The sequence below is a fragment of the Cognatundibacterium rugosum genome (genome assembly GCF_014284365.1).
Taxonomy (GTDB): Bacteria; Pseudomonadota; Gammaproteobacteria; order Burkholderiales; family Burkholderiaceae_D; genus Undibacterium; species Undibacterium rugosum.
Genome location: NZ_JACOGG010000003.1, coordinates 161650 through 185736, shown reverse-complemented (window position 1 = coordinate 185736; position 24087 = coordinate 161650). Strand labels below are relative to the sequence as shown.

Genomic DNA, 24087 nt, shown 5'->3' with positions numbered 1-24087 from the left:
TAGCACAAGCGCTTGTTTCTCATATGATACTTTTATAACATTTTTGCAATCAAGGCCTTTTCGTGTTTTCCATCCAACGGAATACGCACTTTATGACCCGCACCTGGGATGATGTTCAAGGATTGGTTTTCAGTATTACGCATTTCAGTCAGGGTCACGATTTCATTACCTTGCGGCGAGATGATTTCGATCTGGTCGCCAACTGCGAAACGGTTTTTGACTTCGATTTCAGCCCAGCCATCATTGATCTGCAAGACCTGACCAACGTACTGGCTGCGATGTGCCTGGGATACGCCTTCCATGTAATTCTGGTGGTCCTGGGTATGATGACGCTGGTAGAAACCATCGGTATAACCACGGTTCGCCAGACCATTTAATTCACCCAGCAATTGCGGGTTGAACGGACGTCCGGCAACCGCATCGTCAATCGCGCGGCGATAGACTTGTGCGGTACGGGCGACGTAATACAGGGACTTGGTACGACCTTCTACTTTTAAGGAATCGACACCGATTTTAGCGAGTCGCTCTACGTGCTCAACGGCACGCAAATCCTTGGAGTTCATGATGTAAGTGCCATGCTCATCTTCGAGGATAGGCATGAACTGACCTGGCTTACCACCTTCCTCGATCAGATAAGGACGGTCTGCCAGCGGATGACGCGGCATGTCGCCCATGGCAGAGAAGGATTGATTCGCTTCTTCCAGCGCTTTATTGAAATCGAACTTGATGGTTTCGACCGGAATACGCTGCAAATCGCCAGTTTCATTTTCAGTCGCGTTTTCGACCTTGTAATCCCAGCGGCAGGAATTGGTGCAGGTACCCTGATTTGGATCACGGTGATTGAAGTAACCGGATAACAGGCAGCGGCCGGAATACGCGATACACAGCGCGCCGTGTACAAAGACTTCCAGCTCCATGTCCGGGCATTCCTGACGGATTTCCTCGATTTCATCGAGCGACAATTCACGCGACAAAATCACGCGGGTCAGGCCCATTTTTTTCCAGAATTTGACGTCGGCCCAGTTCACCGCATTCGCCTGCACAGATAAATGCACTGGCACTTCCGGCCATTTTTCACGCACCATCATGATCAGGCCAGGGTCAGCCATGATCAGCGCATCCGGTTTCATTTCTATCACCGGCTCCATATCGCGCAGATAGGTTTTCAGTTTGGAGTTATGCGGGAAAATATTACTGGCAACAAAAAACAGCTTGCCACGCGCATGCGCACCATGGATGCCTTCACGCAAAACATCCAGCGTGGAAAATTCATTATTACGGGCACGCAGGCTGTAACGGGGCTGGCCCGCATAAACAGCATCTGCACCAAAATCAAATGCAGCGTGCATTTTTTCCAGCGAACCGGCTGGCAACAAGAGTTCAGGCGCTTTCAACATAGCAAAATTCCGGGTAAAACTGCCAGCAATTCCAGCTAGCAGAAAACAATAAATTAACCCGCTATTTTACTGCGATTCACCCGGCTTCTGGTGCCAATTCCAGATTTCATTGATGATCAAGGCCGCTAAAACGATAGCACCGCCCGCCAGCGTGGCCGAATTTGGGGTTTCGCCTGCCCATAGCCAGGCCCACAAAGGTGCCAGCAAGACTTCCAGCAAAGCCAGTAAGGCCACCTCATGGGCCTTCAGGCTGGCCGAAGCCTTGACCATCAGGCTGCAAGGCAAACCCAGCTGAAAAAATCCCAGCGCGCCCAGTATCAACACATCCTGCAGACTAGCCTGAAACGGCAGCGACAAGGGCAACATGGCGAGCGCAGAAAAGCTGCCACCTAAAAACACCGCCGGTATCAGGTCTACCGTATGTGCGCGCCGTTTGAGCAAAATCATATTCACCGACGAGGCCAGCGGTATGCCGAGCGCGACTAACATGCCGAGTACGCCGCGACTGTCGGTCAGCGTCAGATTACCGGCAAACATCCAGGCCATGCCGCAACCCGCCATCGCAATCGCAATCCAGGTGGCCGCCGGGATACGCTCCTTCAGCACCAGCCAGGACAGCAAGGCGGTGAATAAGGGGGCCAGACTCTCCATCACCGAGGTATTCGCCACCGTGGTCAGGGTGAGCGCTATCATGAAGCAGCTATACATGGTAGCCCACATCAGGCCAGACAGCATACCGGTGCTGCCCATCAGCTTTAAACGACTGAAAAAAGCACGCCGGTACTGATGCAGCATCAGCCCGGCGACAAAGATGGCGGTAAACAGGCTGCGCCAGAATACGATCTCGAAACCGGCTGCACTTTGCAAATGACGACTGGCGACACCGGCGCTACTCCACAAAGTAGCGGCAATGATCATCAGCAAAATGGCGTGACGGCGGGCGTGCTGGCTGGCAGGCATGGGGGTTCCTCGATTGGCAGTACGATTTCAGATGCCGCACACGGGATTGACCGTTAGACCGCTAAAGTCAGGCATCTGCAGCGACACGACCCAAATGGTGATGTCAGGCTGGAAATTCATAAAAACTGAATATAACAGCCAGCTTATCCGCCCGATATCGTGGATGTCCGCAAAAACAGTGGACGAGAGACTTGAAATTTTTTGAATCCGGCTTACTGCACAGAAATGCTCATACAGAAATACAGTGCATTCAGCTTAATAAGGAAGCAATAAAACGCAACCATACCAACTGGCACACCGCGTTTTCTGATCCAAACCCGAGGATAACCCGTGATTACTGCGGGCAATGGCTCCGCTTGGCAAATTCCGGCGTCACGACCAGGCGTGCGCCTGCCGCTTCGAGCACATCCCAGCCCGCCACAGCCTTGATCTGGCCGGCCCGCAATGCTTCTTTGACACCGGCACATTCTTGTGTTTGCAAGTCGACTTGCCCCTGATGCGCCCAAACTCCGGGACTCAGTTCGGCATACAGGCTGCCGCCATAATAACTACCACGCTCGAGCACCAAGACCTCTGGCTTACCATCGTGATTCATATCCTGCATCAGCACATCACAGCCACGCGTTTTGGCGATCAGGCATGCACGATGATACTCACTCAGCCATGGCGCTGCTGTTCCGTCTGCCTGCGTCAAAAACCCCTGAGGCAAAACAGCGCCCTGAGGCCAGACTTCATAGGGCGTAATGACATCCACTCTCTCACGGCCACGATGGGTCAGCGCCAAGGCTTGCGCTGCACGCGTACGGATGGTGGCGGCTTGGGACAAGGCCTTTTCCGGCTGCAACTGCTGCAATTGCTCCAGTGCAGCGCGCCCGTAGCGACCACCTTCAAAACGCAAATAGACATAATCAAATTGTTCAGCACTGACTTTCCCCTGCTGCAAACGCGCCAACTGATCGGCAACTGCGATGCGGGCCGGATCCAGCAAAGGCGAAAACATGGCGAGCACCACCGCTAACTGCACATAGGCCATGACGATATTCACGCCAGCGATGCTACTCAATAGACCATCCACCTTGAGCGCAGCACGCAGATAGGCCAAACCGTAGCTCAATGCGATGAGCGCACACATCACTGCAATCACACGATCGCTGCTCCAGCCATACTGCCCTATGCGTAATTGCAGCGCACGCAGAGCAAGCGCCGCCAGTATTGGCAACAACAAGCAAGCGACACGCGCGCTCCAGCGCAATATCCGCGCGGCTGACTGCAAGGCGGTGCCATCCTGAAATACAGTATTGATCAGCACCACCAGCACGACACAGGAGCTTAAGAGTAAATTCGTTGCGTGTTTGGTTTGCCATAGCAATTCTGTGCCGCTGAACAGCAAAGCCGCCAGAAAGCCGCTTAGTACCAGAGTCGCCACCGGCAGCAGCCAGGACAACAACACCAGCAACAGATTGCGGATGCCGCGCACGATGGACGGACGCATATCGGTCAAATGCAAGGCACAGGCAAATGACAACACTGCCACCGGAATGCTGAACCAGTCTTTTTCCAGCAAGTGTTTTAAGAAATCCAGCTTCAGCAACATGAACAAAGCCGAACCCAGATACAGCAAGGCAAACAAAGCACCAACAAAAATCAGGGAAAACACCAATTGCACCAGCAATTTCCACGACAAATCAAAATACACGGGATAGCTACCCAAGCATTGCTGGTTTTGCTCATAAGCGAGTTTGAGGGCTTGCGCCACATACAAACTCACAGCACTGAAGAAAAATAGCAAGGGTGAAGGAAACACAATCTGCACTTCATCCGGCGGCAAGCCCCAGCCATTATTCCAGCCATTGCGGCGCAACCAGTCATGCTGCGTCAATAAAACCAAGACCAGTAACAGGACCGCCAGCCAGCGTAGCAAGGCAGCGCTACGCATTTGTCCCAGCGAAGAAATTGCCATCACCGGCAAACTGAGTCCGCATAAGAGCAAAGGAAAAAACCATTGCGGTACTAACGCCGGCCACACTTTATCCATTGCCGCGCGATACAGCAAAAACAGTAACAGCGCCTGCCCAGCCGCCACCACTACCCTGATCAGACCAACCGAACGGCTGACAGAAGATAATTCCTGATTCATCGCATCCCACTTCTACCGTGATAGATTCAGCCTTTTAGGCTTTCTGACGCCTCGCTTCATAGATCTGTACAGCCAGATGTCAGCACCCGAAATTGCTTATATTACATTAAATGCCTGACATCCCTGACACCCGTTGACGAAGCGCAGCGTTCCTATTGGCATAGCTATGCTGAAATCTGCATCGAAGTTTTTAAACAGCCTTTTAATTATTTGGATATATGCAAAGTTGCTATGCTAATTTCCGCATTTAGTCAGACACATGAATCTAGCGACAGGCATGGTGTTAGGCAAGCAAAATTGGCGACATAAAAAAACCGCAGACGACGCTGCGGTTTTTTATTGTCCGGATAAACCCTTTAAGGATTACGCTTCGCGGGAAGCTTTCTTACGCTCATGTTCCTTCAAGAAACGTTTGCGCAGACGGATACTCTTAGGTGTGACTTCAACCAGTTCGTCATCTTCAATGAATTCAACTGCGTATTCCAGAGACATTTGAATTGGTGGTACCAGACGTACCGCTTCATCCGTGCCGGAAGAGCGAACGTTAGTCAATTGCTTGCCTTTGATCGGGTTAACCACCAGGTCATTGTCACGGGAATGGATACCGATGATCATACCTTCGTACACTGGATCATTGTGGCTCACGAACATACGGCCGCGGTCTTGCAGTTTCCAGATCGCGTAAGCAACAGCAGCGCCATCATCCTGAGAAATCAATACACCATTGCGACGGCCAGCCAGTTCGCCTTTGGAGTTATCGACGGGTGCGTAGTCATCAAACACGTGACTCATCAAACCTGTACCACGGGTCAGTGTCATGAATTCGCCCTGGAAGCCGATCAGGCCACGGGCCGGAATACGGTATTCCAGACGTACACGACCTTTGCCGTCCGGTTCCATGTTTTGCAGATCACCACGACGGCGACCCAGTTCTTCCATCACACCACCCTGGTTGGACTCTTCAACGTCAACGGTCAGGTTTTCATATGGCTCGTGACGTACACCATCTACCATTTTGAACACAACGCGTGGGCGGGAAACAGCCAGCTCGAAACCTTCACGACGCATGTTTTCGATCAGAATAGTCAGATGCAACTCACCGCGACCGGAAACTTCGTATGTGGAATCATCACCTTCAGCTTGCACTACGCGCAATGCCATGTTGGATTTCAGTTCGCGTTCCAGACGGTCACGGATCTGACGGGTAGTCACGAATTTACCTTCGCGGCCAGCCAGTGGCGAGCTGTTAACCATGAAGTTCATGGTCAGGGTAGGCTCGTCAATCTTCAACATAGGCAGGGCTTCTGGGGTATCTGGTGCGCAGATCGTGGAGCCGATACCGATTTCTTCGATACCGTTAATCAGTACGATGTCGCCAGCAAGCGCTTCGTCAACCAATACGCGATCCAGACCTTTGAATGTCAGAACCTGGTTGATACGTGCTTTAGTTGGTTTATCTTCAGGGCCATTCATCCAGACCACGTCTTGCAACGCTTTCACTTTACCGCGCAGGATACGGCCAACGCCGATCTTACCAACGTAAGAAGAGTATTCCAGCGATGTGATTTGCAATTGCAAAGGACCATTCGGATCATCTTCACGTGCAGGAACGTGTTTCAGGATCGCATCAAACAATGGCTCCATGTTACCGTCGCGCACTGTGTCTTCCAGGCCTGCATAGCCTTTGAAACCGGAAGCGTACACAATTGGGAAGTCCAGCTGTTCATCAGTTGCGCCCAGCTTGTCGAACAATTCGAAAGTCGCGTTAACGGCTTTTTGTGGGTCCGCGTTTTCACGGTCAATTTTATTCACAACCACGATAGGCTTCAGACCCAGCGCGAGTGCTTTACGTGTCACGAAACGCGTCTGTGGCATTGGGCCTTCTTGCGCATCGACCAGCAGCAACACGCTGTCTACCATCGACAATACACGCTCTACTTCACCACCGAAGTCCGCATGGCCTGGTGTATCCACGATATTGATGTGGGTACCTTTGTATTCAACGGCACAGTTTTTGGAAAGAATGGTAATACCGCGCTCTTTCTCAATATCATTGGAGTCCATGACACGAGAATCAACCTGCTGGTTGTCACGGAAAGTACCGGATTGGCGCAGCAATTGATCAACCAGCGTGGTTTTGCCGTGATCAACGTGAGCGATAATTGCGATGTTGCGAATAGCGCGTTTTGTAGTAGACATGATAGCGTTCGTTTTGGGGTAAATCGGATAACCTGAGATTATAACATGCTGCAACGCAAAAGCAGGAAACTCCTATTATTTCAAGGAGTTGCTACCGTACGATGACAATTTGACTTCAATAAAACTAAGCACCGGTGAACTGCCGGTAAGCCCGGCAGCACAGCGGCTCAATGGGTACCGGTTTGTATCAGCCGCTCCGGTGCCAGAATGCCGAATTCCTGCAACTGCGCAGAACCCAGCAATTGGTGGTCGGCAGCGCGATACACGCGCACCCGGCCAGGTGTCGCGGGCAAATCTGGCATCAGTTTGGCGAGCGCGAGCCGCTGACCGTGCAGGAAACGGACGGACAGCGCCTCATCCAGTGTAATAGCCGGGAAGCTGGACAACAAGGCGTCTACCGGGTCCAGCAACTCAAGGCGCGCTGCTTCCGGCATCGCCTCAATTGACTCGATCGTGATCGATTTTTCCAGCTGCAAATGACCAACCTGTATCCTGCGTAAAGCTTGCAGATGCGCACCACAACCCAGTGCAGCACCGATATCTTCACCCAGCACCCGCACATAGGTTCCCTTGCTGCATTTGACGCGCAAAGTCATCATGGGCGCGCTGTAATCGAGCAATTCCAACGCATGGATCACCACCGCACGGGCTTCACGCTCCAGCGTCACACCGGCACGCGCATATTCATACAAGGGTTTGCCGTCACGCTTAAGCGCTGAATACATGGGAGGCACCTGCTGTATCGGGCCTGTAAATTGCGCCAGCACCGCCCGTATCTGCTCAATACTGACGTCGACGGCACGCTGCTCCAGTTGCTCACCTTCTGTATCTCCAGTAGTCGTGGTGATACCCAGATGAACTACGGTGATATAAGTCTTGTCCGCTTCCAGCAAATCCTGAGAAAACTTGGTCGCCTCACCAAAGCACAGTGGCAGCAAGCCAGTTGCAAACGGATCCAGGGTACCGGTATGCCCGGCCTTGATCGCGTTCAGCAAGCGCTTGGTTTTGATCAGCGCATCATTACTGGAAAATCCAACGGGTTTATCGAGCAAAAGCACGCCATGCACTGGCAAACGCGTGCGTTTTTTGGGGGGATTCGTCATAAGTAATCTGGAAAAACCGGACTGGCTTTATTCTTCTTCGTCCTGAACACGGGTCGCGATCGCTTCATCGATCAGCTTAGACATCGCCATACCACGGATGGTGGAGGTGTCATGCACGAAATGCAGTTGCGGCAAGGTGTGGATACGCAGACGCAGACCCAGCTGATTACGCAAGAAACCAGCAGCCTTGGATAAACCTTGCTGGGTCGCCTTGATCGCTTCCGCATCGTCTGCCAGCGTGGTGAAATACACTTTCGCATGCGCGTAGTCAGGCGTGAGCTGGACTTCGGTCAGCGTGATCATGCCGACGCGTGGATCTTTCAACTCTGACCAGATAATTTCTGCCAGATCTTTTTGGATCTGATCTGCAACACGCAGACCACGACCCGGAATATTTTTACTATGTTTTGCCATAAATTCTTTTCTACGCCATAAAACGAGAACCCCGGAACGAGTCCGGGGCCGAAGTGTTTAGAGCGTACGTGCTATCTCTTGAACTTCAAATATTTCGAGTGTGTCGCCAACCTGAATCTCGTTATAACCTTTCAGGGACAAGCCGCACTCCATACCGGCTTTGACTTCTTTAGCGTCATCTTTATAACGCTTCAGGGAGTCGAGCTCGCCTGTCCAGGTAACTACGTTATTACGCAGCAGACGGACAGAAGAAGTACGTTTAACCATACCATCGGTCACCAGACAGCCCGCAATTGCGCCGACTTTGCTGACCATGAATACCTGGCGGATCTCTACCATACCGATCACTTGCTCACGCTTCTCTGGAGCCAGCATGCCGGACAAGGCTGCTTTGACTTCGTCGACCGCATCGTAAATGATGTTGTAGTAACGAATATCCACGCCATTCGACTCAGCCAGCTTACGCGCAGACGCGTCAGCACGGGTATTAAAGCCGATGATTACTGCTTTCGAAGCCACCGCCAGATTGACGTCGGATTCAGAAATACCGCCCACCGCTGCATGTACAACCTGTACGCGCACTTCGCTGTTAGACAATTTAACCAGCGACTGCACCAACGCTTCCTGCGAACCCTGAACGTCTGTTTTAATAATAACAGGCAGGTTTTTCACTTCACCCTCGCCCATGTTTTCAAACATATTTTCCAGCTTAGCAGCTTGCTGTTTAGCCAGTTTCACGTCACGGAACTTACCTTGACGGAACAGCGCGATTTCACGTGCTTTACGCTCATCGGCCATCACCATGACTTCTTCACCAGCGGACGGCACTTCTGTCAGACCCTGGATTTCTACCGGAATCGAAGGACCTGCTTCGCCGATGCTCTTACCATTTTCATCCAGCATAGCGCGTACACGGCCATACGAAGAACCTGCCAGTACCACGTCACCACGCTTGAGCGTACCGGACTGAACCAGGATAGTTGCAACGGTACCGCGCCCCTTATCCAGACGGGATTCAACCACCAGACCTTTAGCCGGCGCATCCTTCGGCGCACGCAACTCCATCACTTCTGCCTGCAGCAATACATGCTCCAGCAAGGCGTCGATACCCTGGCCAGTTTTTGCAGACACAGGAACGAAAGGAGAATCACCACCGTATTCTTCCGGCACAACACTTTCAGCAACCAGCTCCTGAGTCACGCGATCCGGATTGGCACTAGGCTTATCAATCTTATTAATCGCTACCACCAAAGGAACGCCCGCCGCCTTAGCATGGGAAATCGCTTCCTTCGTTTGCGGCATCACGCCGTCATCAGCTGCAACCACCAGAATAACGATGTCAGTTGCCTTCGCACCACGTGCACGCATTGCGGTAAACGCTTCGTGACCTGGCGTATCGAGGAAGGTAATCATGCCACGTGGTGTTTCAACGTGATAGGCACCGATATGCTGAGTAATGCCACCGGCTTCACCTGACGCGACTTTAGCGCGACGGATGTAATCCAGCAAGGACGTTTTACCATGATCAACGTGACCCATGACTGTCACCACCGGCGCACGCGGGAATGCTTCGTACTGCGCATGTTCCGCCACGTCTGTCAGCATCGCTTCCGGATCATCGATCTTCGCAGCAAATGCTTTGTGACCCATTTCCTCGACCAGAATCATCGCTGTTTCCTGATCCAGTACCTGGTTAATGGTGCACATCTGACCCAGTTTCATCAATTGCTTAATGACTTCGGAAGCCTTCACCGCCATCTTATGCGCGAGTTCAGCCACGGTCAGTGTTTCTGGCACAAAAATCTCTTTTACAACGGCTTCAACCGGAACCTGGAAATTCGATTCGCGCTGATCATCATGATGATGATTACGGCGACCTTTAGGGCCACCTTTCCAGCCATCGCGGCCACCCGACGTATCGCCACGGGTTTTCAAACCACCGCTGCGTTTTTTGGATGACTCATCCTGCCAGGTCGACGATACATTGGCAGATTTAATTGCCTTCTTATCCGTCGTTGCAGGTTTTTTGTCATCTTTCTTTTCAGCCGCAGGCGCTGGCTTTTTGTCGGCCAGTTTTTTATCCGTTGGCTTATGCAGCGTGCCCTCTGCCACTTTAGGTGCAGGCGCAGGTGCCGGAGCAACTGGCTTAGGACGACGTGCGGCATTCATCATTTCTTTGATCTGCGCAACTTCATCAGCCACCGCTTTGCGGGCACGCTCTGTTGCGGCAGCACGCTCAGCAGCTTCTTTCGCTTCCAGAGCCGCTTTTTTCTTCGCTTCTTCTGCTTCCAGACGTTTCTTTTCTTCGTCGTTGGCAGTTGGCTTAGCTTCAGCCGTTTTCACAGCTGCGACGGCCGCTGCAGCAGCAGCCTGCTCCGCTTTCAGACGCTCAGCTTCTGCCTTTTTCGCTTCAGCTTCAGCAGCTTCACGCATAGCTTTTGCCTGCGCTTCTTTTTCAGCTTCCAGCTTAGCCAGACGCTCCTGCTTTTCGATCAGCTCAGCTTCCTGACGCGCGATCAGCTCTGCCTCGCGGCGAGCCTCTTCTTCGCGACGCGCAATCTCTTCCGCATCAACGACAGGAGCACGTGCCGGCGCTTCTTCAGCAGAGATTTCATCGCGCTTTACAAAGGTACGCTTTTTACGAACTTCGACCTGAATGGTGCGCGATTTGCCCGTAGCATCCGCCTGTTTGATCTCCGTTGTCTCTTTACGAGTCAACGTGATCTTTTTCTTTTCAGTGTCAACAGCAGATCCATGGGAACGACGCAGGTGATCCAGCAGTCGGTCCTTATCTTCTTTGGTCAATGAATCCGACGTGGAATTTTTATCCACGCCTGCCGCACGCAATTGCGTGAGCAGTAAATCCGCTGACATTTTCAGCTCGGTGGCAAATTGGGCAACGTTGTTACTCGCCATTCAGTCCTCTTTTTCTATGTGCGCGTTATGAATTTGAAACCCGTGAATTACTTAGCTTCTACGAGTTTCCAGGCGGTCGCTAATACAGCTTTGGCCTGATCATCATATTTAGCGTCGATGAGTTTCATCTCATCATCGGTCACATCTTCAAATGCTTCTTTAATCAAATGGCGGGAACGGTCGGCAGATAATGCCAGGATCGCGCCAAATTCGTCGTATGCCAGAGCAGCAAAAGCTGCCAGCGTTTTAATACCAGCCAAACCCAGTTTGCCAGCAGTCACGCGGGTCATACCTTCGAGGTTGATCAATTGATCTTCCATGCCTTCCAGACCTTCTTCCGAAGCAATCGCTTCAGTCAACAGGGCATCGCGCGCACGGTTACGCAATTCATTCACAGTGTCTTCGTCGAACGCTTCGATTTCCAGCATTTCGCTGATTGGTACATAAGCGATTTCTTCGAGACTGGAGAAGCCTTCATCCACCAGGATTTCAGCCACTTCCTGATCCACGTCCAGTTTTTCCATAAACAGGGCGCGGATACCTGCAGTTTCCTGCTCAGCTTTGCTGGCAGATTCTTCTGCAGTCATGATATTGATTTGCCAGCCAGTCAGTTCAGCTGCCAGACGTACGTTCTGGCCACTGCGGCCGATGGCGATCGCGAGGTTTTCTTCGTCGACAACCACGTCCATGCCATGCTTCTCTTCATCCACCATGATGGATGACACATTGGCCGGCGCCAGCGCACCAATGACGAACTGTGCCGGGTCTTCCGACCACAGCACGATATCTACACGCTCACCACCGAGTTCGCCAGTCACTGCCTGTACGCGGGAACCGCGCATACCTACGCATGTACCGATAGGATCGATGCGTTTATCGCTGGTATGTACCGCGATTTTCGCGCGCACACCAGGATCACGGGCAGCCGATTTAATCACCAGGGAGCCCTGTTCGATCTCTGGCACTTCCAGCTCAAACAACTTCATGATGAATTCAGGCGCGGTACGGGACAAGATAACCTGAGGGCCACGTGCGTTGCGGTCGATACGCAAAATGTAAGCACGGACGCGATCACCGACACGCAGGTTTTCTTTCGGGATCATCTGATCACGTGGCAGACGGGCTTCCACTTTACCGGACTCAACCACAGCATCACCGCGTTCCATGCGTTTGATGGTACCTGTTACCAGGGAGTCACCACGCGCCAGGAAGTCAGCCAAAATTTGCTCGCGCTCAGCATCACGGATACGCTGCAACACAACCTGCTTGGTATCCTGTGCAAAACGACGGCCAAAATCAACGGATTCAATTTCTTCTTCGATGTAATCACCAACCTGGATATCGGCATCATCTTCGACTGCTTCGAAATGCAGAATTTCCTGATCAGGCAATTGCAGACCAGCTTCATCCGGCACCACGTGCCAGCGGCGGAAAGAACGGAACTCGCCTGTGTCGCGATCAATTTCAACGCGAATATCTACTTCGCCGGGAAAACGTTTTTTTGTCGCCTGAGCCAGTGCATGCTCCAACGCACCGAAGACCACTTCTTCATCGACGTTTTTTTCACGCGCCAGCACATCCACTAATAACAACAAATCACGACTCATGCTTTGCGACTCCTAAAATCCACTTGTGGCACCAGACGTGCCTTATCCACATCGGCGAGCGTAAACTCCAGCATGGCCGACCCATCTTTTACTTCAAATTCCAGCTTCAAATTATCGCCTTCAGGCTCATGCAAAACCCCTTCAAAGGTTTTGCGATTCGGCGTTCCCGGCATAGGCATACGCAATTTGACGGTTGCTTTGCAACCAGCGAAGCGCACGTAGTCGCTCAGCTTTTTCAATGGGCGATCCATACCGGGAGACGAAGTTTCCAGGCGACTGTAATTAACATTCTCAACCATCAGCACATGCGACAATTGGTGACTGACTTTTTCACAGTCTTCAACTGTGATATTGCCCTTTTCCCAATCAGCGGGCAAAAAATCAATGTACACCCGGAACAACCCACGCTCGGCCTGCTCAAAGTCCACCAGCTCATAGCCGGTGCCATTGACGGTTTTCTCTATCAATTCCAATAAAACCAAACTATTCTCCGATTCACATAAGCCAACACAGCAGAAAGTTCACGCAAACAAGCGGCAAAACCAAAAAAAAATGGGCAACTGCCCATCTTTTTTAGCGCCTGAACTTTACAACTTTAGGCATAATCTGCTAACTACCAGATTATAAACGATTATTTACCCTGTCGCAATGGAAAAACAGGGACAAACAAACACAATTCAGACACGCATCAGGTGCTATCTCAGGCACCACGCGAACGGCGGCGGGCTGCGATTCCCTGCCCGATCGCCTGACCACTGCCACGCTGCGTCGGACCACGACGTTGTGGCGCAACATCCGGATAACCCAAGGCAGTTTGCAAAGGATCGGGCTGACGCTTTTTACCACCAGACACCTTGTTACCAGAATTCATTTTATTACCATTCGCAGCACGCCCCAAGCCCATTTCAGAACGACCGGAGCTCATCGGCAAACTAGGTTGACGCTGCGCAAAGGATGGCACCGCAGATTTATTGGAAATCGGCTTTTGTGCATGCTGCGTTCTTGGCGCAGGCTTATCTGAGGCAGACTTCTCGAGACCACTGAGCTTCAGCAGGCTGCGTACCGCATCCTCTTCCAGCTCCTCCCAACGGCCACGCTTGAGATTTGCCGGCAAAGTCATGGCACCGTAACGGGTACGGATCAGGCGAGAGACAGTCAATCCAACCGCCTCAAACATACGGCGCACTTCACGATTACGGCCCTCACCAATAATCACGCGATACCACTTATTCACACCCTCACCACCGCCATCGGCAATTTTAGAGAATTGCGCCATACCATCTTCAAGTTCAACACCAGCCAGCAAACGCTGACGCATACCCTCTTCTAACTCACCCAGGGTGCGCACCGCATATTCACGCTCAATACCATAACGCGGATGCATCAGACGATTCGCAAGATCACCGGAAGTCGTGAATAACAACAAACCTTCAGTATTAAAATCCAGACGCCCAACCGCCAGCCACTTACCCACCTTCATGGTAGGCAAACTACCAAATACCGAAGGACGCCCCTCAGGATCATTAGTGCTGACGATTTCACCGGCAGGCTTATGATAAATCAGCACACGTGGCGGCTTTTTCGTCACTTTGCGCATAATCGGCTTACCATTGATGCGCACCTGATCCGTTGGCAAAATACGTTGACCGATATGCGCTGGCTCACCGTTAACAGACACGCGCCCAGCCACAATCAGCTCTTCCATATCACGCCGCGAACCCAGACCCGCTTCCGCCAGCACCTTATGCAATTTAGGCGCATCATCATCCGCAGTCAAATCACGACGCACCACTTTTTGTTGACGCCCACGCCCCTTAGCACCACCCTCATCAATGGCATCATACGCATCGGAAGTCACGAAAGAAAACACGTCATCGGGCGCATTTGTATCACGGCGACCACCACGCGCCTGAGGAGCACGCCCCTGCTTAGCCGCTGGCTTATTCCGCGTCGATGCATCACGCGGGGCACGCTCTTTTCTTACCGCACCAGAATCAGCTCCCACCTCATTACGCGACTGACGTTTACGTGGTGCTGCTTGCTTCGCAAACGCCTCAGCAGGCTCAGTCGAGCCAGCACCAGCTATCGCGGCCTGCTGCTCACCAGCCTCAGAACGCGGACGACTATTCCTGCGCATATTGCGCGGACCACGCACACCACGCTTGGCCGGCCGGCCGTTGTCAGCAGCAGACTGATCACTATCTTGTGCGCGATCTGCGCCCATATCTTCAGAATTCATTGGATTTATCTTCTAATTCTATTTCTAATTCTACTAAAGGCTGCTGATGCAATTCAGCCGCCTGCTCTATCATCTGAGGTAAAGCGACTGGCGCCGACTCAGCCACTAATTCTTCAGCTACTATTTGTTCAACTTCCTGCGCATCAGCCTTTAACTCTTCGGCTGACAAAGCAAACCCAGATCCGACCGCATCAGCCTCACCATCAGACTCCACCTGCGCAAGCACTACCTGCACGCCACCCGGCTGACCCGACTCGATATCAGCCACAGCATCAGTCGCCAATGCCAGCAAATCTTCCGCACCCGATTCCGGCGCAACCTGCTCCTTACTAATCTGCTGCAAAGGCGGCAACTGATCGAGAGAGCCCAGGCCCAAATCACTCAGAAAATGTTTAGTGGTCGCAAATAAGGCTGGCCGCCCCGGCACATCTCTGTGACCAATAGTTTCAATCCAGCCGCGATCCTCCAGCGTTTTTATCATTTGCGACGATACCGTCACGCCACGAATCTCTTCGATATCACCGCGCGTTACCGGCTGCCGATAAGCGATAATCGCCAGGGTTTCCAGCGTTGCCCGGGAATATTTGGGAGGCTTTTCAGGATTGAGCCTGTCGATATAAGCGCGCATTTCAGGCCGGCTCTGGAAACGCCAGCCAGTCGACAAGGCAACCAACTCTATTCCCTTGCCCGACCAGTCACGACGCAAATCCTCCAACATCATCCTGATCGTATCAGCACCAATTACATCAGCCTGTTCATCCGTCTCCTGAAACAGTTTTTTCATGGCACCGACCGTCAAAGGCTCAGGTGCGCACAATAAAGCCGTTTCGAGGACTCGTTTTGCCTCAGCAGTATTCATGCAATCTATTACACGGGTTTATATTGATGTCACATGGCGGGACGAGATCCATCACTCACCATTACGTATTACCAAGCACTTCGCTGGCTTCACCCATTCTCAGGGCAGATCGGGGCTAAAGATCGAGGCTAATTAAGACGCATATCTTGAATATGCAAGCCCTGCAAAATCAGTAGATAACAGATTGTAGTCCAGAATGCGGGTGACAATCAAAAAATTTCAATCACGCAGCTAATAAAAAAGCCACGTACAACGTGGCTTTTTTTGAATCTTGGTTGCGGGGGCAGGATTTGAACCTACGACCTTCGGGTTATGAGCCCGACGAGCTGCCAGACTGCTCCACCCCGCGTCTGAAGAATGAAACTATACACGACTTTGCTGCTGCGCGCAATGCCCGCACCAAATGCAGCCTAAATTAACGATATTCTTACTCTATAATGCACCGCATCATCAAAGTCTGCATTCGCATCACAACAAGAAATCATGCGCATTGATTACCATAGGCAAAGCCAGTGGTACACTCAGGTCATTGCTTATCTATTCGAATTCAGCCATGAAATTCTGCTCCGAATGCGCGACACCGGTTGTCATACAAATTCCACCCGACGATAACCGTGAACGCTTTGTTTGCCCCGCCTGCCATACAGTGCACTATCAAAACCCCAAATTAGTCGTAGGCTCCATTCCTGTATGGGAAGTAAACGGTCAACTGCAAGTCTTACTGTGCAAGCGCGCCATTGAGCCGCGCCATGGCTACTGGACACTGCCAGCAGGATTTATGGAAAACGGTGAAACCAGCAGCGCCGCAGCTGAGCGCGAAACCCAGGAAGAAGCCGGCGCCAACATCCGTCTGCATGATTTGTTTTCTATACTGAATGTGCCTCATGTAAATCAGGTACACTTATTTTATCGTGCCACCCTGCTGGACCTGAATTTTCAGCCAGGCACCGAAAGTCTGGAAGTTCAGTTATTTTCTGAAGCCGAGATTCCGTGGCAAGACATTGCCTTCCCGACCGTCAGCGAGACCTTGAAATTTTTCTTTGACAATCAGCGCCTGGTCGCTCAGGGCGGCAGCTATCAATTGCATGAGCATGATATTTTTAAACCCATGCGGAGTGATCTGTGATCCCCTGGCTGGACACAAACAGCCCTTTTCCGGATGTAAGTACTGCACTGACTGAGGCGCAGGGCGCCGCTGGTCTGCTCGCAGCCGGCGCCGACTTGTCTGCAGAGCGCCTGCTCCTTGCCTACCGTAGCGGCATTTTTCCCTGGTTCTCTGAGGGCCAGCCAATTTTATGGTGGTCTACCGATCCACGCATGGTACTAAAGACGGCCGAATTCAAGCTTTCAGATAGCCTGCGCAAGAAACTCAATAAAATCAGTCATGACTCAGCCTGGGAACTTAGGTTTGACAGCGCTTTTGAAGCTGTCATGCGCGCCTGTGCCGCCCCCAGAAAAGATGGACACGGAACCTGGATATCAGAAGAGATTATTCAAGGCTACAGCGCACTGCATCGCCAAGGCTATGCACATTCTTCCGAACTGTGGCTGAACAATACATTGGTCGGTGGCGCATACGGTGTCTGCATAGGCAAAATGTTCTATGGCGAGTCCATGTTTGCACGCGTCACCGATGCCTCTAAAATCGCCTTGAGCCAGTTGGTGTTTTTTTTGCGTGAGCAAGGTGTGCAAATGATAGACTGCCAACAGGAAACAGCGCATCTCAGCTCACTGGGCGCCCAGCCCATCAGCAGAGCCGCGTTTCTGGAATGGCTCGATATCGCAACAAAACAGCCTGCCATCACGGACTGGCAAGCACCCGGGATCAGAAGCAAGTGACACAACTGCATGAACTTCCACTGACGAGCATACAGTTTTATGCTACGGCCCCCTATCCTTGCAGCTATCTGGAAGGGGTACAGGCGCGCTCGCAAGTCGCCACGCCAGCCCACCTGATTCATAGCGACGCCTATGCGGAATTAGTCAGAAATGGCTTCCGGCGCAGCGGCATTTTTATATACCGCCCCCACTGCGATAATTGTCGGGCGTGCACACCTGTCCGAGTCCGGGCCCATGACTTCAAACTCAACCGCAGCCAGCGCCGTGCCTGGCACAAGCACTGCGGACTGAGCGCCTATGTGGCCAACCTGGCCTATTCAGCCGAGCACTATGAGTTGTATCAACGCTACCAACAGTCACGCCACGCCGGTGGCGGCATGGATCAGGACAGCCGCGACCAATACGCGCAATTTCTGCTGCAAAGTCGGGTCAACACCCGTCTGGTGGAATTCCGCGACGCCGCCAATACACTCAAAATGGTCAGCATCATTGACATACTGAATGACGGTCTGTCATCGGTGTATACTTTTTTTGATCCGGATGACACGAATTGCTCCTACGGCACTTACAATATCCTCTGGCAAATCCAGCAGACTCAGGAATTGCAATTAGATTACGTCTATCTCGGCTATTGGATAGCCGCCAGCCCGAAAATGGCCTATAAGACCAATTTCAAACCTCTGGACGCTCTATTGCATGGAAGATGGCAGGAACTACATACCTAACATCAGCCACCTGCGAAGGATAATGGCAAGCCTTTTCTCAGCCAGACCAATACTCCATCGTTTTTCTCTATCAGCTATTAGCTAATTTTAAGCACACTATGTCCGAAAGCCTTTTATATTCCCTCATCCGGCCCGCCCTGTTTTCCATGGACCCGGAAAGAGCCCACCATTTCACCTTACCAAGCCTGCAAAAACTACATCAGCTGGGCCTCTCCAGCCTGATAAGCAAGCCACAGGAAGATGTACGTACCGTGATGGGAATACGCTTTCCCAACCCCGTTGGTTTGGCCGCCGGACTGGATAAGGATGGCGCTTATATCGATGGACTGGCGTCACTCGGCTTTGGCTCGATAGAAATCGGCACGGTCACACCACGTGCTCAACCGGGCAACCCCTTGCCACGCATGTTCCGCCTGCCTAAGGCAGAGGCCATCATCAACCGCATGGGTTTTAATAACGGCGGCGTGGATGCGTTCGTGCGTAATGTGCAAAGCTCGCGCTTTTTTCAGGATAAGCAGGGTGTGCTCGGCCTCAACATCGGCAAGAATGCTGACACACCGATAGAACGTGCCGCCGACGATTACCTGCACTGCCTGAGTAAAGTCTATCCCTATGCCAGCTATGTGACGGTCAACATTTCCTCGCCCAACACCAAGAACCTGCGCCAGCTACAAGGTGCCGGCGAATTAGACAGCCTGCTGTCCCAGCTCAAAGAGGCGCAGCAACGTCTGGCTGACCAGCACAAACACTACGTGCCAGTCGCCCTGAAGATCGCACCGGATATCGATGCCGAGCAAATTAAGACTATCGCCGATGCACTGCTGCGTCATCGTATCGACGGCGTGATTGCGACTAACACGACCATCACACGCGATGCAGTATTAGGCCTGGAGCACGCAGAAGAAGCTGGTGGCTTGTCAGGTAAACCCGTATTTGAGCCATCCAATCGCGTCATTCGCGCCTTAAAAGCTGAACTGGGCGATGCTCTGCCCATCATCGGTGTAGGCGGTATTTTTTCCAGTGAGGATGCAATCACCAAGATGCAAGCCGGCGCCTCGCTGGTGCAACTGTATTCTGGCCTTATTTATCAAGGCCCGGGACTGATCAAAGACTGTGCAAGCGCATTGCGCCGCATGCGCTAAAGCTCACACAAGCTTGATGGCGCGAAAAAAAGGTGGCTCATGCCACCTTTTTTGATCCTGCGCAAAGCACAAAAATCAAAATCAACACTCAATCGCAACTAGCAATCATTCTCATTTACATTTTCAATAAAGTTCGTTACAATCCCACGCTGAATTTGAAATACCAGCCATTCCCATCTGGAAAAGCCAACAGGTATTTTGTGGTTAAACTTACTTTTGGAAATTCCGATGTCGCATATCAAGAGCCGCAAGCACGCCAGTTCCCCGATTCAACACACCATGAGCGCAGCCATTGCGGCAGCGCTGCTGTTACCAGTTGCAGTCCATGCAGCGGACAAACTGCCTGAAGTCACAGTGAAAGGCAAAGCCGAAAACGAATTCAAGGCGGAAAAAGCGGCTTCTGCCAAATACACGCAGCCATTGGTTGATACGCCACAAACTATCTCGGTCATTAAACGTGAACTGATCGACCAGCAAGGCGCACTGACGCTGACTGACGCGCTGCGCAATACACCAGGCGTGGGCGCATTCTTCCTGGGCGAAAACGGCAGCACCAATACTGGCGACGCGATTTACATGCGCGGCTTTGATACCTCCAGCAGCATCTATGTTGATGGTGTACGTGACCTCGGCTCTATCTCACGTGATCTGTTTAATATCGAACAAATCGACGTATTGAAAGGCAACGCAGGCACCGACAGCGGCCGCAGCGCACCGACAGGCTCTATCAATCTGAGCAGCAAGCAAGCCAGAATGGATAACATCACTTCGGTTAACGCGACTTTCGGCAGCGGCTCGCAAAAGCGCGTAGCAGCAGATACCAACGTGGTACTCGATGAAAAAAGCGGCTCTGCTTTCCGTCTGAATGCCATGGTGCAGGATAGCGGCGTGCCTGGCCGTAACGAAGTCAATAACAAACGCTGGGCGATTGCGCCTTCGCTGGCATGGGGTCTGGGTGGCAACACGCGTTTCTATGCCAACTTCCTGCACGTAAAACAAGACAATATTCCGGATGGTGGCGTTCCTACCATCGGTCTGCCTGGCTATACCAGCCCGGACGCTAGCCGCCCTTACATCAGCAATGCACCAAAAGTCGATCCAAAAAACTTTTACGGATCAAATAGCGATTTCGATAAAGTTCAGGCAGACATGCTGACTGGCCGCATCGAGCATGATTTTTCTCAAAACGTCAAACTGATCAATACCGCACGTTATGGCAAGACCACGCAAAATTATCTGCTGACTTCCTTCATGGCGTCCAAGGCTAACTTACTGACACCTGGCGCCAGCGATTTGTCCAGCTGGAATCTGGCGCGTAGCATCCGCACGCTGAAAGATCAGGAAAATGAAATTCTGACTAACCAGACCAACATCCAGGCCGATCTGACCCTGGCTGGCGTGCAGCATGCTTTGCTGGGCGGCGTGGAACTGACTTCTGAAAAGCAAAATACCTGGGGCTACAATGGCACCGGCACTCTGCCAGCAGCAAATCTGTACAAGCCAAATCCGGCTGATGCGATCAGCGGTCTGAATCTGGTCAAAAACGGCGTATTCAGCCGTGGTGCAACCACCACCGTCAGCGCCTATGTATTTGACACCATCAAGTTCACACCACAATGGCAAGTTAACGGTGGCGTGCGCGTTGATCGCTACAATACCGATTACACAGCGGCTTCCTTGTCCACTGCGGCTTCTAACCCTACGCTGCCAGTCAATACTTTAGTACCGACTAACCTGAATACCAGCGGCAATTTGCTGAACTGGAAACTGGGTGCACTGTACAAGCCAACCGAAAGCAGCAGTGTTTACACGTCGTTCTCGACGTCCAAACAACCACCAGGTGGCTCGAACTTTGCACTGAGCACTGCTGCGAGCAGCGCAGCGAATCCTAAGTTCGATCCCCAGGAAACCAAGAACGTAGAAATCGGCACCAAATGGGATCTGCTGAAAGAAAAACTGTCCTTCACTGCCGCGATTTACCGCACGACGATTTCTAACGAAGTCGTACAAAATCTGTCTGATCTGATGTACTACCAGACGGGTGAAAAACGTGTAGAAGGTATAGAACTGGGCCTGACCGGCGCGATCAACCGCGACTGGCTGGTCAGCGCAGGCTATGCCCGCATGAATACCAAAGTGGCAGCAGGTCCGGTAGTCACTGCGAATGGCGAAAACAATCTGGCCTATGCCCCTAAGCAGACATTCACTGCATGGACTTCTTACCAGATCAATAAAGACTGGAAAGTCGGTGGTGGCGCACGTTTTGTGGATGCCTTATTGCGTGGTACAGATGGCGCAATCGGCACTCCGGCCTCGACCGAGTCTTACTGGGTATTTGATGCGATGAGCAGCTATGCAATCACAAAGAACATTGATCTGCAGCTCAACATCAGCAACCTGGCTGACAAAGTCTATGTCGCTGCCATCAATAAGAGCGGCTACCGCTACACACCAGGCGCACCACGTGCGATCAGCCTGGGTGTCAATGTGAAGTTCTGATACCCCACTCTGTTGTAATTAACGCCCCTCTCAGGAGGGGCTTTTTTTCTGGATCAGAGAAAAAAAGTAAGCTGGCTTAAGCAACATCATGACGGCAATGCATATAAGCTGCATGATGAGAAGCTCTCGTATCAGCAGATCGACATGATCAGCCGTCATGACTATTTGGAGTTAGAAAATGATGCTACATATCCCCGGCGTACTCACACCGGAACAAGTCGCCAGTTTCCGCAGTCGCCTGGCTGCCACCGACTGGGTCGATGGAAAAGAAACCGTCGGTGCACAAGGTGCGCAGGTAAAACAAAACCGGCAATTACCGGAGCACTCTGCGGTATCGCGCGAACTGAGTCAGGAATTGCTCGACATCGTCAAACGCCATCCTGTATTTTTTTCCGCAGCCCTGCCTTTACACATCGTGCCGCCGCTGTTCAATGCCTATTCGGGCGGGGAACATTATGGACTGCATGTAGACGGCGCAGTCAGGCGGGTACCCGGCACAGGCCAAAGCCTGCGCACGGATGTCTCCACTACGCTGTTCCTGACCGATCCAGAAGAGTATGAAGGCGGCGAATTGATGGTAGTCGACACCTATGGCACCCATGAAGTCAAACTGCCGGCCGGTGACATGATCGTCTACCCATCAACCAGCCTGCATCAGGTGACGCCTGTCACACGTGGCACACGTGTCTGCTCATTCTTTTGGAGTCAGAGCATGATACGTGACGACGCGCGCCGCAGCATGTTGTTTGACATGGACCAAAACATCACGCGCCTGCGTGCTCAGCTAGGCGACAGCCGTGAAGTTGTAAGCCTGACTGCGCAATATCACAACCTGTTACGCATGTGGGCCGAAACCTGAAGCAATCAGTCCGCCTGGCACCATGCACAGGCGGCATGATCAGGACAGTGGCATTCAAAACCGCTTTTGCAGAGTGTAAGAAGTATGCCCCTTAGGCATCCCTTCCAGGCTGGATAACAAGGTGTAGCCTTGCTTTTCATAAAATGGCTTAGCCTGCCAGCTAGTCGTCATTACCAGCGCCAGCTCCATTCCATGCTGCTTCGCTTTTTCTTCCGCAGCGCTCAGCAATTGCCTCCCCAGCCCGGCACCCCGGCTTGCGGGCGACAACCAAAGCAACTCGACATGCAGCGTGTTCCAGAAACAGCTGGCACGGATGCCACCAACCACCACGTCCTGCTCATCACGCGCCAAAACAAAGAAACGTACTTCTGCACTCTCAGGCTCCAGATCCGGCACGGCTTCGTGATTGAAGCGGACGATCCCCTCCCTGAGCACAGCCTGCTCAGCCTCAGTCGCCATTTCAGTGGTGACGATTTTCATCGTTTTGCCTCATTATTTATTCGATCGATACAGGTCAGACCCACCCACCTTGTAAGCGTCAAAACTGCGCGATCACCAGTGCTGTCATAGCGACAGCAACCCCGACAAAGGATGCGAAAACATTGGTCTGTGCGGAAGGATTAATTTTACGTAAGACTATCGTGACGTAAATCGAAATGAACCCGTGAACACTGACTAAGGACAAAATCGCCCAAAAAGACCAGCTCTCACCACGGCTGAAAGGCAGCACCAGCCAGGCTAAGGCCAAGCCAAATGCCAGTAAGCCAGCGCCTACCATTTTCAGCATACCCAAAATAATCGCCTGATAGTGAGAAGGAATATCGCCCCAGGCCAAGCCCGTCAGTTGAGCATGGTAAAACAAATATTCCCTAGCAAACAGATAACGTAAGCCGAACGCAAGTGAGCTGGCAGCAATCGCCAATAAGGCGGCAGAAGCAATGAATAAGTTGGACATACCGGTTTAGGCACACTTGTGCCACTTAAATGAAAGGAGGAGCAAGTTTACAGTAATCGTTTAATTCGAATAATTTTCAATGCTAAAACTTAAATCAAAACAAAACTGCCCATGTTTAGTGTAAAAGCGTGACAGAAAAAATCCATCAATAAAATGCAGCCCCGTTAATTCCTCATTAACAGGAATTTGCAAATATGTCAGCAAACCCCGACAGTCTTACGGCTCTTCCTTTGGCGC

General features: G+C 51.9%; 19 protein-coding genes and 1 tRNA gene. 6 read left to right on the top strand and 14 right to left on the bottom strand.

Going from position 1 to position 24087, the window contains the following annotated elements; translation table 11 throughout:
- Positions 1-32: 32 nt before the first annotated feature.
- The 12 genes from trhP to H8K47_RS04010 form a co-directional block, all read right to left on the bottom strand.
- Positions 33-1397, bottom strand: coding sequence for a prephenate-dependent tRNA uridine(34) hydroxylase TrhP (trhP, locus tag H8K47_RS04065; protein WP_186880137.1), 1365 nt, complete (start codon positions 1395-1397; stop codon positions 33-35).
- A gap of 66 nt (positions 1398-1463) precedes the next feature.
- Positions 1464-2357, bottom strand: a complete 894-nt coding sequence (locus tag H8K47_RS04060; protein WP_222612725.1) for a DMT family transporter — start codon at positions 2355-2357, stop codon at positions 1464-1466.
- A gap of 334 nt (positions 2358-2691) precedes the next feature.
- Positions 2692-4494: a DUF4153 domain-containing protein gene (locus H8K47_RS04055; protein WP_186880136.1), complete on the bottom strand. Its 1803-nt coding sequence runs from the start codon at positions 4492-4494 to the stop codon at positions 2692-2694.
- 363 nt (positions 4495-4857) lie between these two features.
- On the bottom strand, positions 4858-6693 hold the full coding sequence (gene typA, locus H8K47_RS04050) for a translational GTPase TypA (RefSeq protein ID WP_186880135.1): 1836 nt from the start codon (positions 6691-6693) through the stop codon (positions 4858-4860).
- Positions 6694-6860: 167 nt separating this feature from the next.
- Positions 6861-7796, bottom strand: a complete 936-nt coding sequence (gene truB, locus H8K47_RS04045; protein ID WP_186880134.1) for a tRNA pseudouridine(55) synthase TruB — start codon at positions 7794-7796, stop codon at positions 6861-6863.
- Between the two features lie 27 nt (positions 7797-7823).
- Positions 7824-8210: a 30S ribosome-binding factor RbfA gene (rbfA, locus tag H8K47_RS04040; RefSeq protein WP_162020158.1), complete on the bottom strand. Its 387-nt coding sequence runs from the start codon at positions 8208-8210 to the stop codon at positions 7824-7826.
- 57 nt (positions 8211-8267) lie between these two features.
- Entirely contained in the window at positions 8268-11126 is a 2859-nt protein-coding gene (gene infB / locus H8K47_RS04035) for a translation initiation factor IF-2 (RefSeq protein ID WP_186880133.1), read from the bottom strand.
- A gap of 47 nt (positions 11127-11173) precedes the next feature.
- Entirely contained in the window at positions 11174-12733 is a 1560-nt protein-coding gene (nusA, locus tag H8K47_RS04030) for a transcription termination factor NusA (protein WP_162020156.1), read from the bottom strand.
- Complete coding sequence (gene rimP / locus H8K47_RS04025; protein WP_186880132.1) at positions 12730-13215, bottom strand: ribosome maturation factor RimP; 486 nt, start codon at positions 13213-13215, stop codon at positions 12730-12732. Before rimP ends, nusA begins: the two co-directional genes overlap by 4 nt.
- Before the next feature lie 218 nt (positions 13216-13433).
- Entirely contained in the window at positions 13434-14972 is a 1539-nt protein-coding gene (locus H8K47_RS04020; RefSeq protein ID WP_186880131.1) for a pseudouridine synthase, read from the bottom strand.
- Entirely contained in the window at positions 14962-15831 is an 870-nt protein-coding gene (gene scpB, locus H8K47_RS04015; RefSeq protein WP_186880130.1) for an SMC-Scp complex subunit ScpB, read from the bottom strand. Before scpB ends, H8K47_RS04020 begins: the two co-directional genes overlap by 11 nt.
- 272 nt (positions 15832-16103) lie before the next feature.
- Positions 16104-16180: transfer RNA gene (locus tag H8K47_RS04010), tRNA-Met, on the bottom strand.
- 204 nt (positions 16181-16384) lie between these two features.
- On the opposite strand from H8K47_RS04010, the gene H8K47_RS04005 reads away from it, so the two are divergent.
- The 6 genes from H8K47_RS04005 (at position 16385) to H8K47_RS03980 (ending at position 22895) form a co-directional block, all read left to right on the top strand.
- Positions 16385-16957 (top strand): NUDIX hydrolase, encoded by a 573-nt coding sequence (locus H8K47_RS04005; RefSeq protein WP_186880129.1) that lies wholly within the window; start codon positions 16385-16387, stop codon positions 16955-16957.
- On the top strand, positions 16954-17670 hold the full coding sequence (gene aat, locus H8K47_RS04000) for a leucyl/phenylalanyl-tRNA--protein transferase (RefSeq protein WP_186880128.1): 717 nt from the start codon (positions 16954-16956) through the stop codon (positions 17668-17670). Before H8K47_RS04005 ends, aat begins: the two co-directional genes overlap by 4 nt.
- Positions 17667-18395, top strand: coding sequence for an arginyltransferase (locus H8K47_RS03995; protein ID WP_186880127.1), 729 nt, complete (start codon positions 17667-17669; stop codon positions 18393-18395). The genes aat and H8K47_RS03995 overlap by 4 nt, the downstream gene beginning before the upstream one ends.
- Positions 18396-18493: 98 nt before the next feature.
- A complete protein-coding gene (locus H8K47_RS03990) occupies positions 18494-19537 on the top strand; it encodes a quinone-dependent dihydroorotate dehydrogenase (protein ID WP_186880126.1) in 1044 nt (347 codons plus the stop codon).
- Between the two features lie 228 nt (positions 19538-19765).
- On the top strand, positions 19766-22036 hold the full coding sequence (locus H8K47_RS03985) for a catecholate siderophore receptor Fiu (protein ID WP_186880125.1): 2271 nt from the start codon (positions 19766-19768) through the stop codon (positions 22034-22036).
- A 178-nt stretch (positions 22037-22214) separates the two neighbouring features.
- Positions 22215-22895, top strand: a complete 681-nt coding sequence (locus H8K47_RS03980; protein WP_186880124.1) for a Fe2+-dependent dioxygenase — start codon at positions 22215-22217, stop codon at positions 22893-22895.
- A 54-nt stretch (positions 22896-22949) separates the two neighbouring features.
- Here H8K47_RS03980 and H8K47_RS03975 read toward each other — a convergent pair whose 3' ends face one another.
- Together H8K47_RS03975 and H8K47_RS03970 are read right to left on the bottom strand one after the other, a co-directional pair.
- Complete coding sequence (locus H8K47_RS03975) at positions 22950-23375, bottom strand: GNAT family N-acetyltransferase (protein ID WP_186880123.1); 426 nt, start codon at positions 23373-23375, stop codon at positions 22950-22952.
- A gap of 58 nt (positions 23376-23433) precedes the next feature.
- The gene (locus H8K47_RS03970) at positions 23434-23850 is read right to left on the bottom strand and encodes a hypothetical protein (RefSeq protein ID WP_186880122.1); all 417 of its coding nucleotides are present in this window, start codon (positions 23848-23850) and stop codon (positions 23434-23436) included.
- Positions 23851-24087 lie beyond the last annotated feature (237 nt).

Coding starts and splice junctions, on each gene's coding strand:
- trhP (WP_186880137.1), bottom strand. CDS start 1,397: ATGTTGAAAGCGCCTGAACTCTTGTTGCCAGCCGGTTCGCTGGAAAAA.
- H8K47_RS04060 (WP_222612725.1), bottom strand. CDS start 2,357: ATGCCTGCCAGCCAGCACGCCCGCCGTCACGCCATTTTGCTGATGATC.
- H8K47_RS04055 (WP_186880136.1), bottom strand. CDS start 4,494: ATGAATCAGGAATTATCTTCTGTCAGCCGTTCGGTTGGTCTGATCAGG.
- typA (WP_186880135.1), bottom strand. CDS start 6,693: ATGTCTACTACAAAACGCGCTATTCGCAACATCGCAATTATCGCTCAC.
- truB (WP_186880134.1), bottom strand. CDS start 7,796: ATGACGAATCCCCCCAAAAAACGCACGCGTTTGCCAGTGCATGGCGTG.
- rbfA (WP_162020158.1), bottom strand. CDS start 8,210: ATGGCAAAACATAGTAAAAATATTCCGGGTCGTGGTCTGCGTGTTGCA.
- infB (WP_186880133.1), bottom strand. CDS start 11,126: ATGGCGAGTAACAACGTTGCCCAATTTGCCACCGAGCTGAAAATGTCA.
- nusA (WP_162020156.1), bottom strand. CDS start 12,733: ATGAGTCGTGATTTGTTGTTATTAGTGGATGTGCTGGCGCGTGAAAAA.
- H8K47_RS04020 (WP_186880131.1), bottom strand. CDS start 14,972: ATGAATTCTGAAGATATGGGCGCAGATCGCGCACAAGATAGTGATCAG.
- scpB (WP_186880130.1), bottom strand. CDS start 15,831: ATGAATACTGCTGAGGCAAAACGAGTCCTCGAAACGGCTTTATTGTGC.
- H8K47_RS04005 (WP_186880129.1), top strand. CDS start 16,385: ATGAAATTCTGCTCCGAATGCGCGACACCGGTTGTCATACAAATTCCA.
- H8K47_RS03990 (WP_186880126.1), top strand. CDS start 18,494: ATGTCCGAAAGCCTTTTATATTCCCTCATCCGGCCCGCCCTGTTTTCC.
- H8K47_RS03985 (WP_186880125.1), top strand. CDS start 19,766: ATGTCGCATATCAAGAGCCGCAAGCACGCCAGTTCCCCGATTCAACAC.
- H8K47_RS03980 (WP_186880124.1), top strand. CDS start 22,215: ATGATGCTACATATCCCCGGCGTACTCACACCGGAACAAGTCGCCAGT.
- H8K47_RS03975 (WP_186880123.1), bottom strand. CDS start 23,375: ATGAAAATCGTCACCACTGAAATGGCGACTGAGGCTGAGCAGGCTGTG.
- H8K47_RS03970 (WP_186880122.1), bottom strand. CDS start 23,850: ATGTCCAACTTATTCATTGCTTCTGCCGCCTTATTGGCGATTGCTGCC.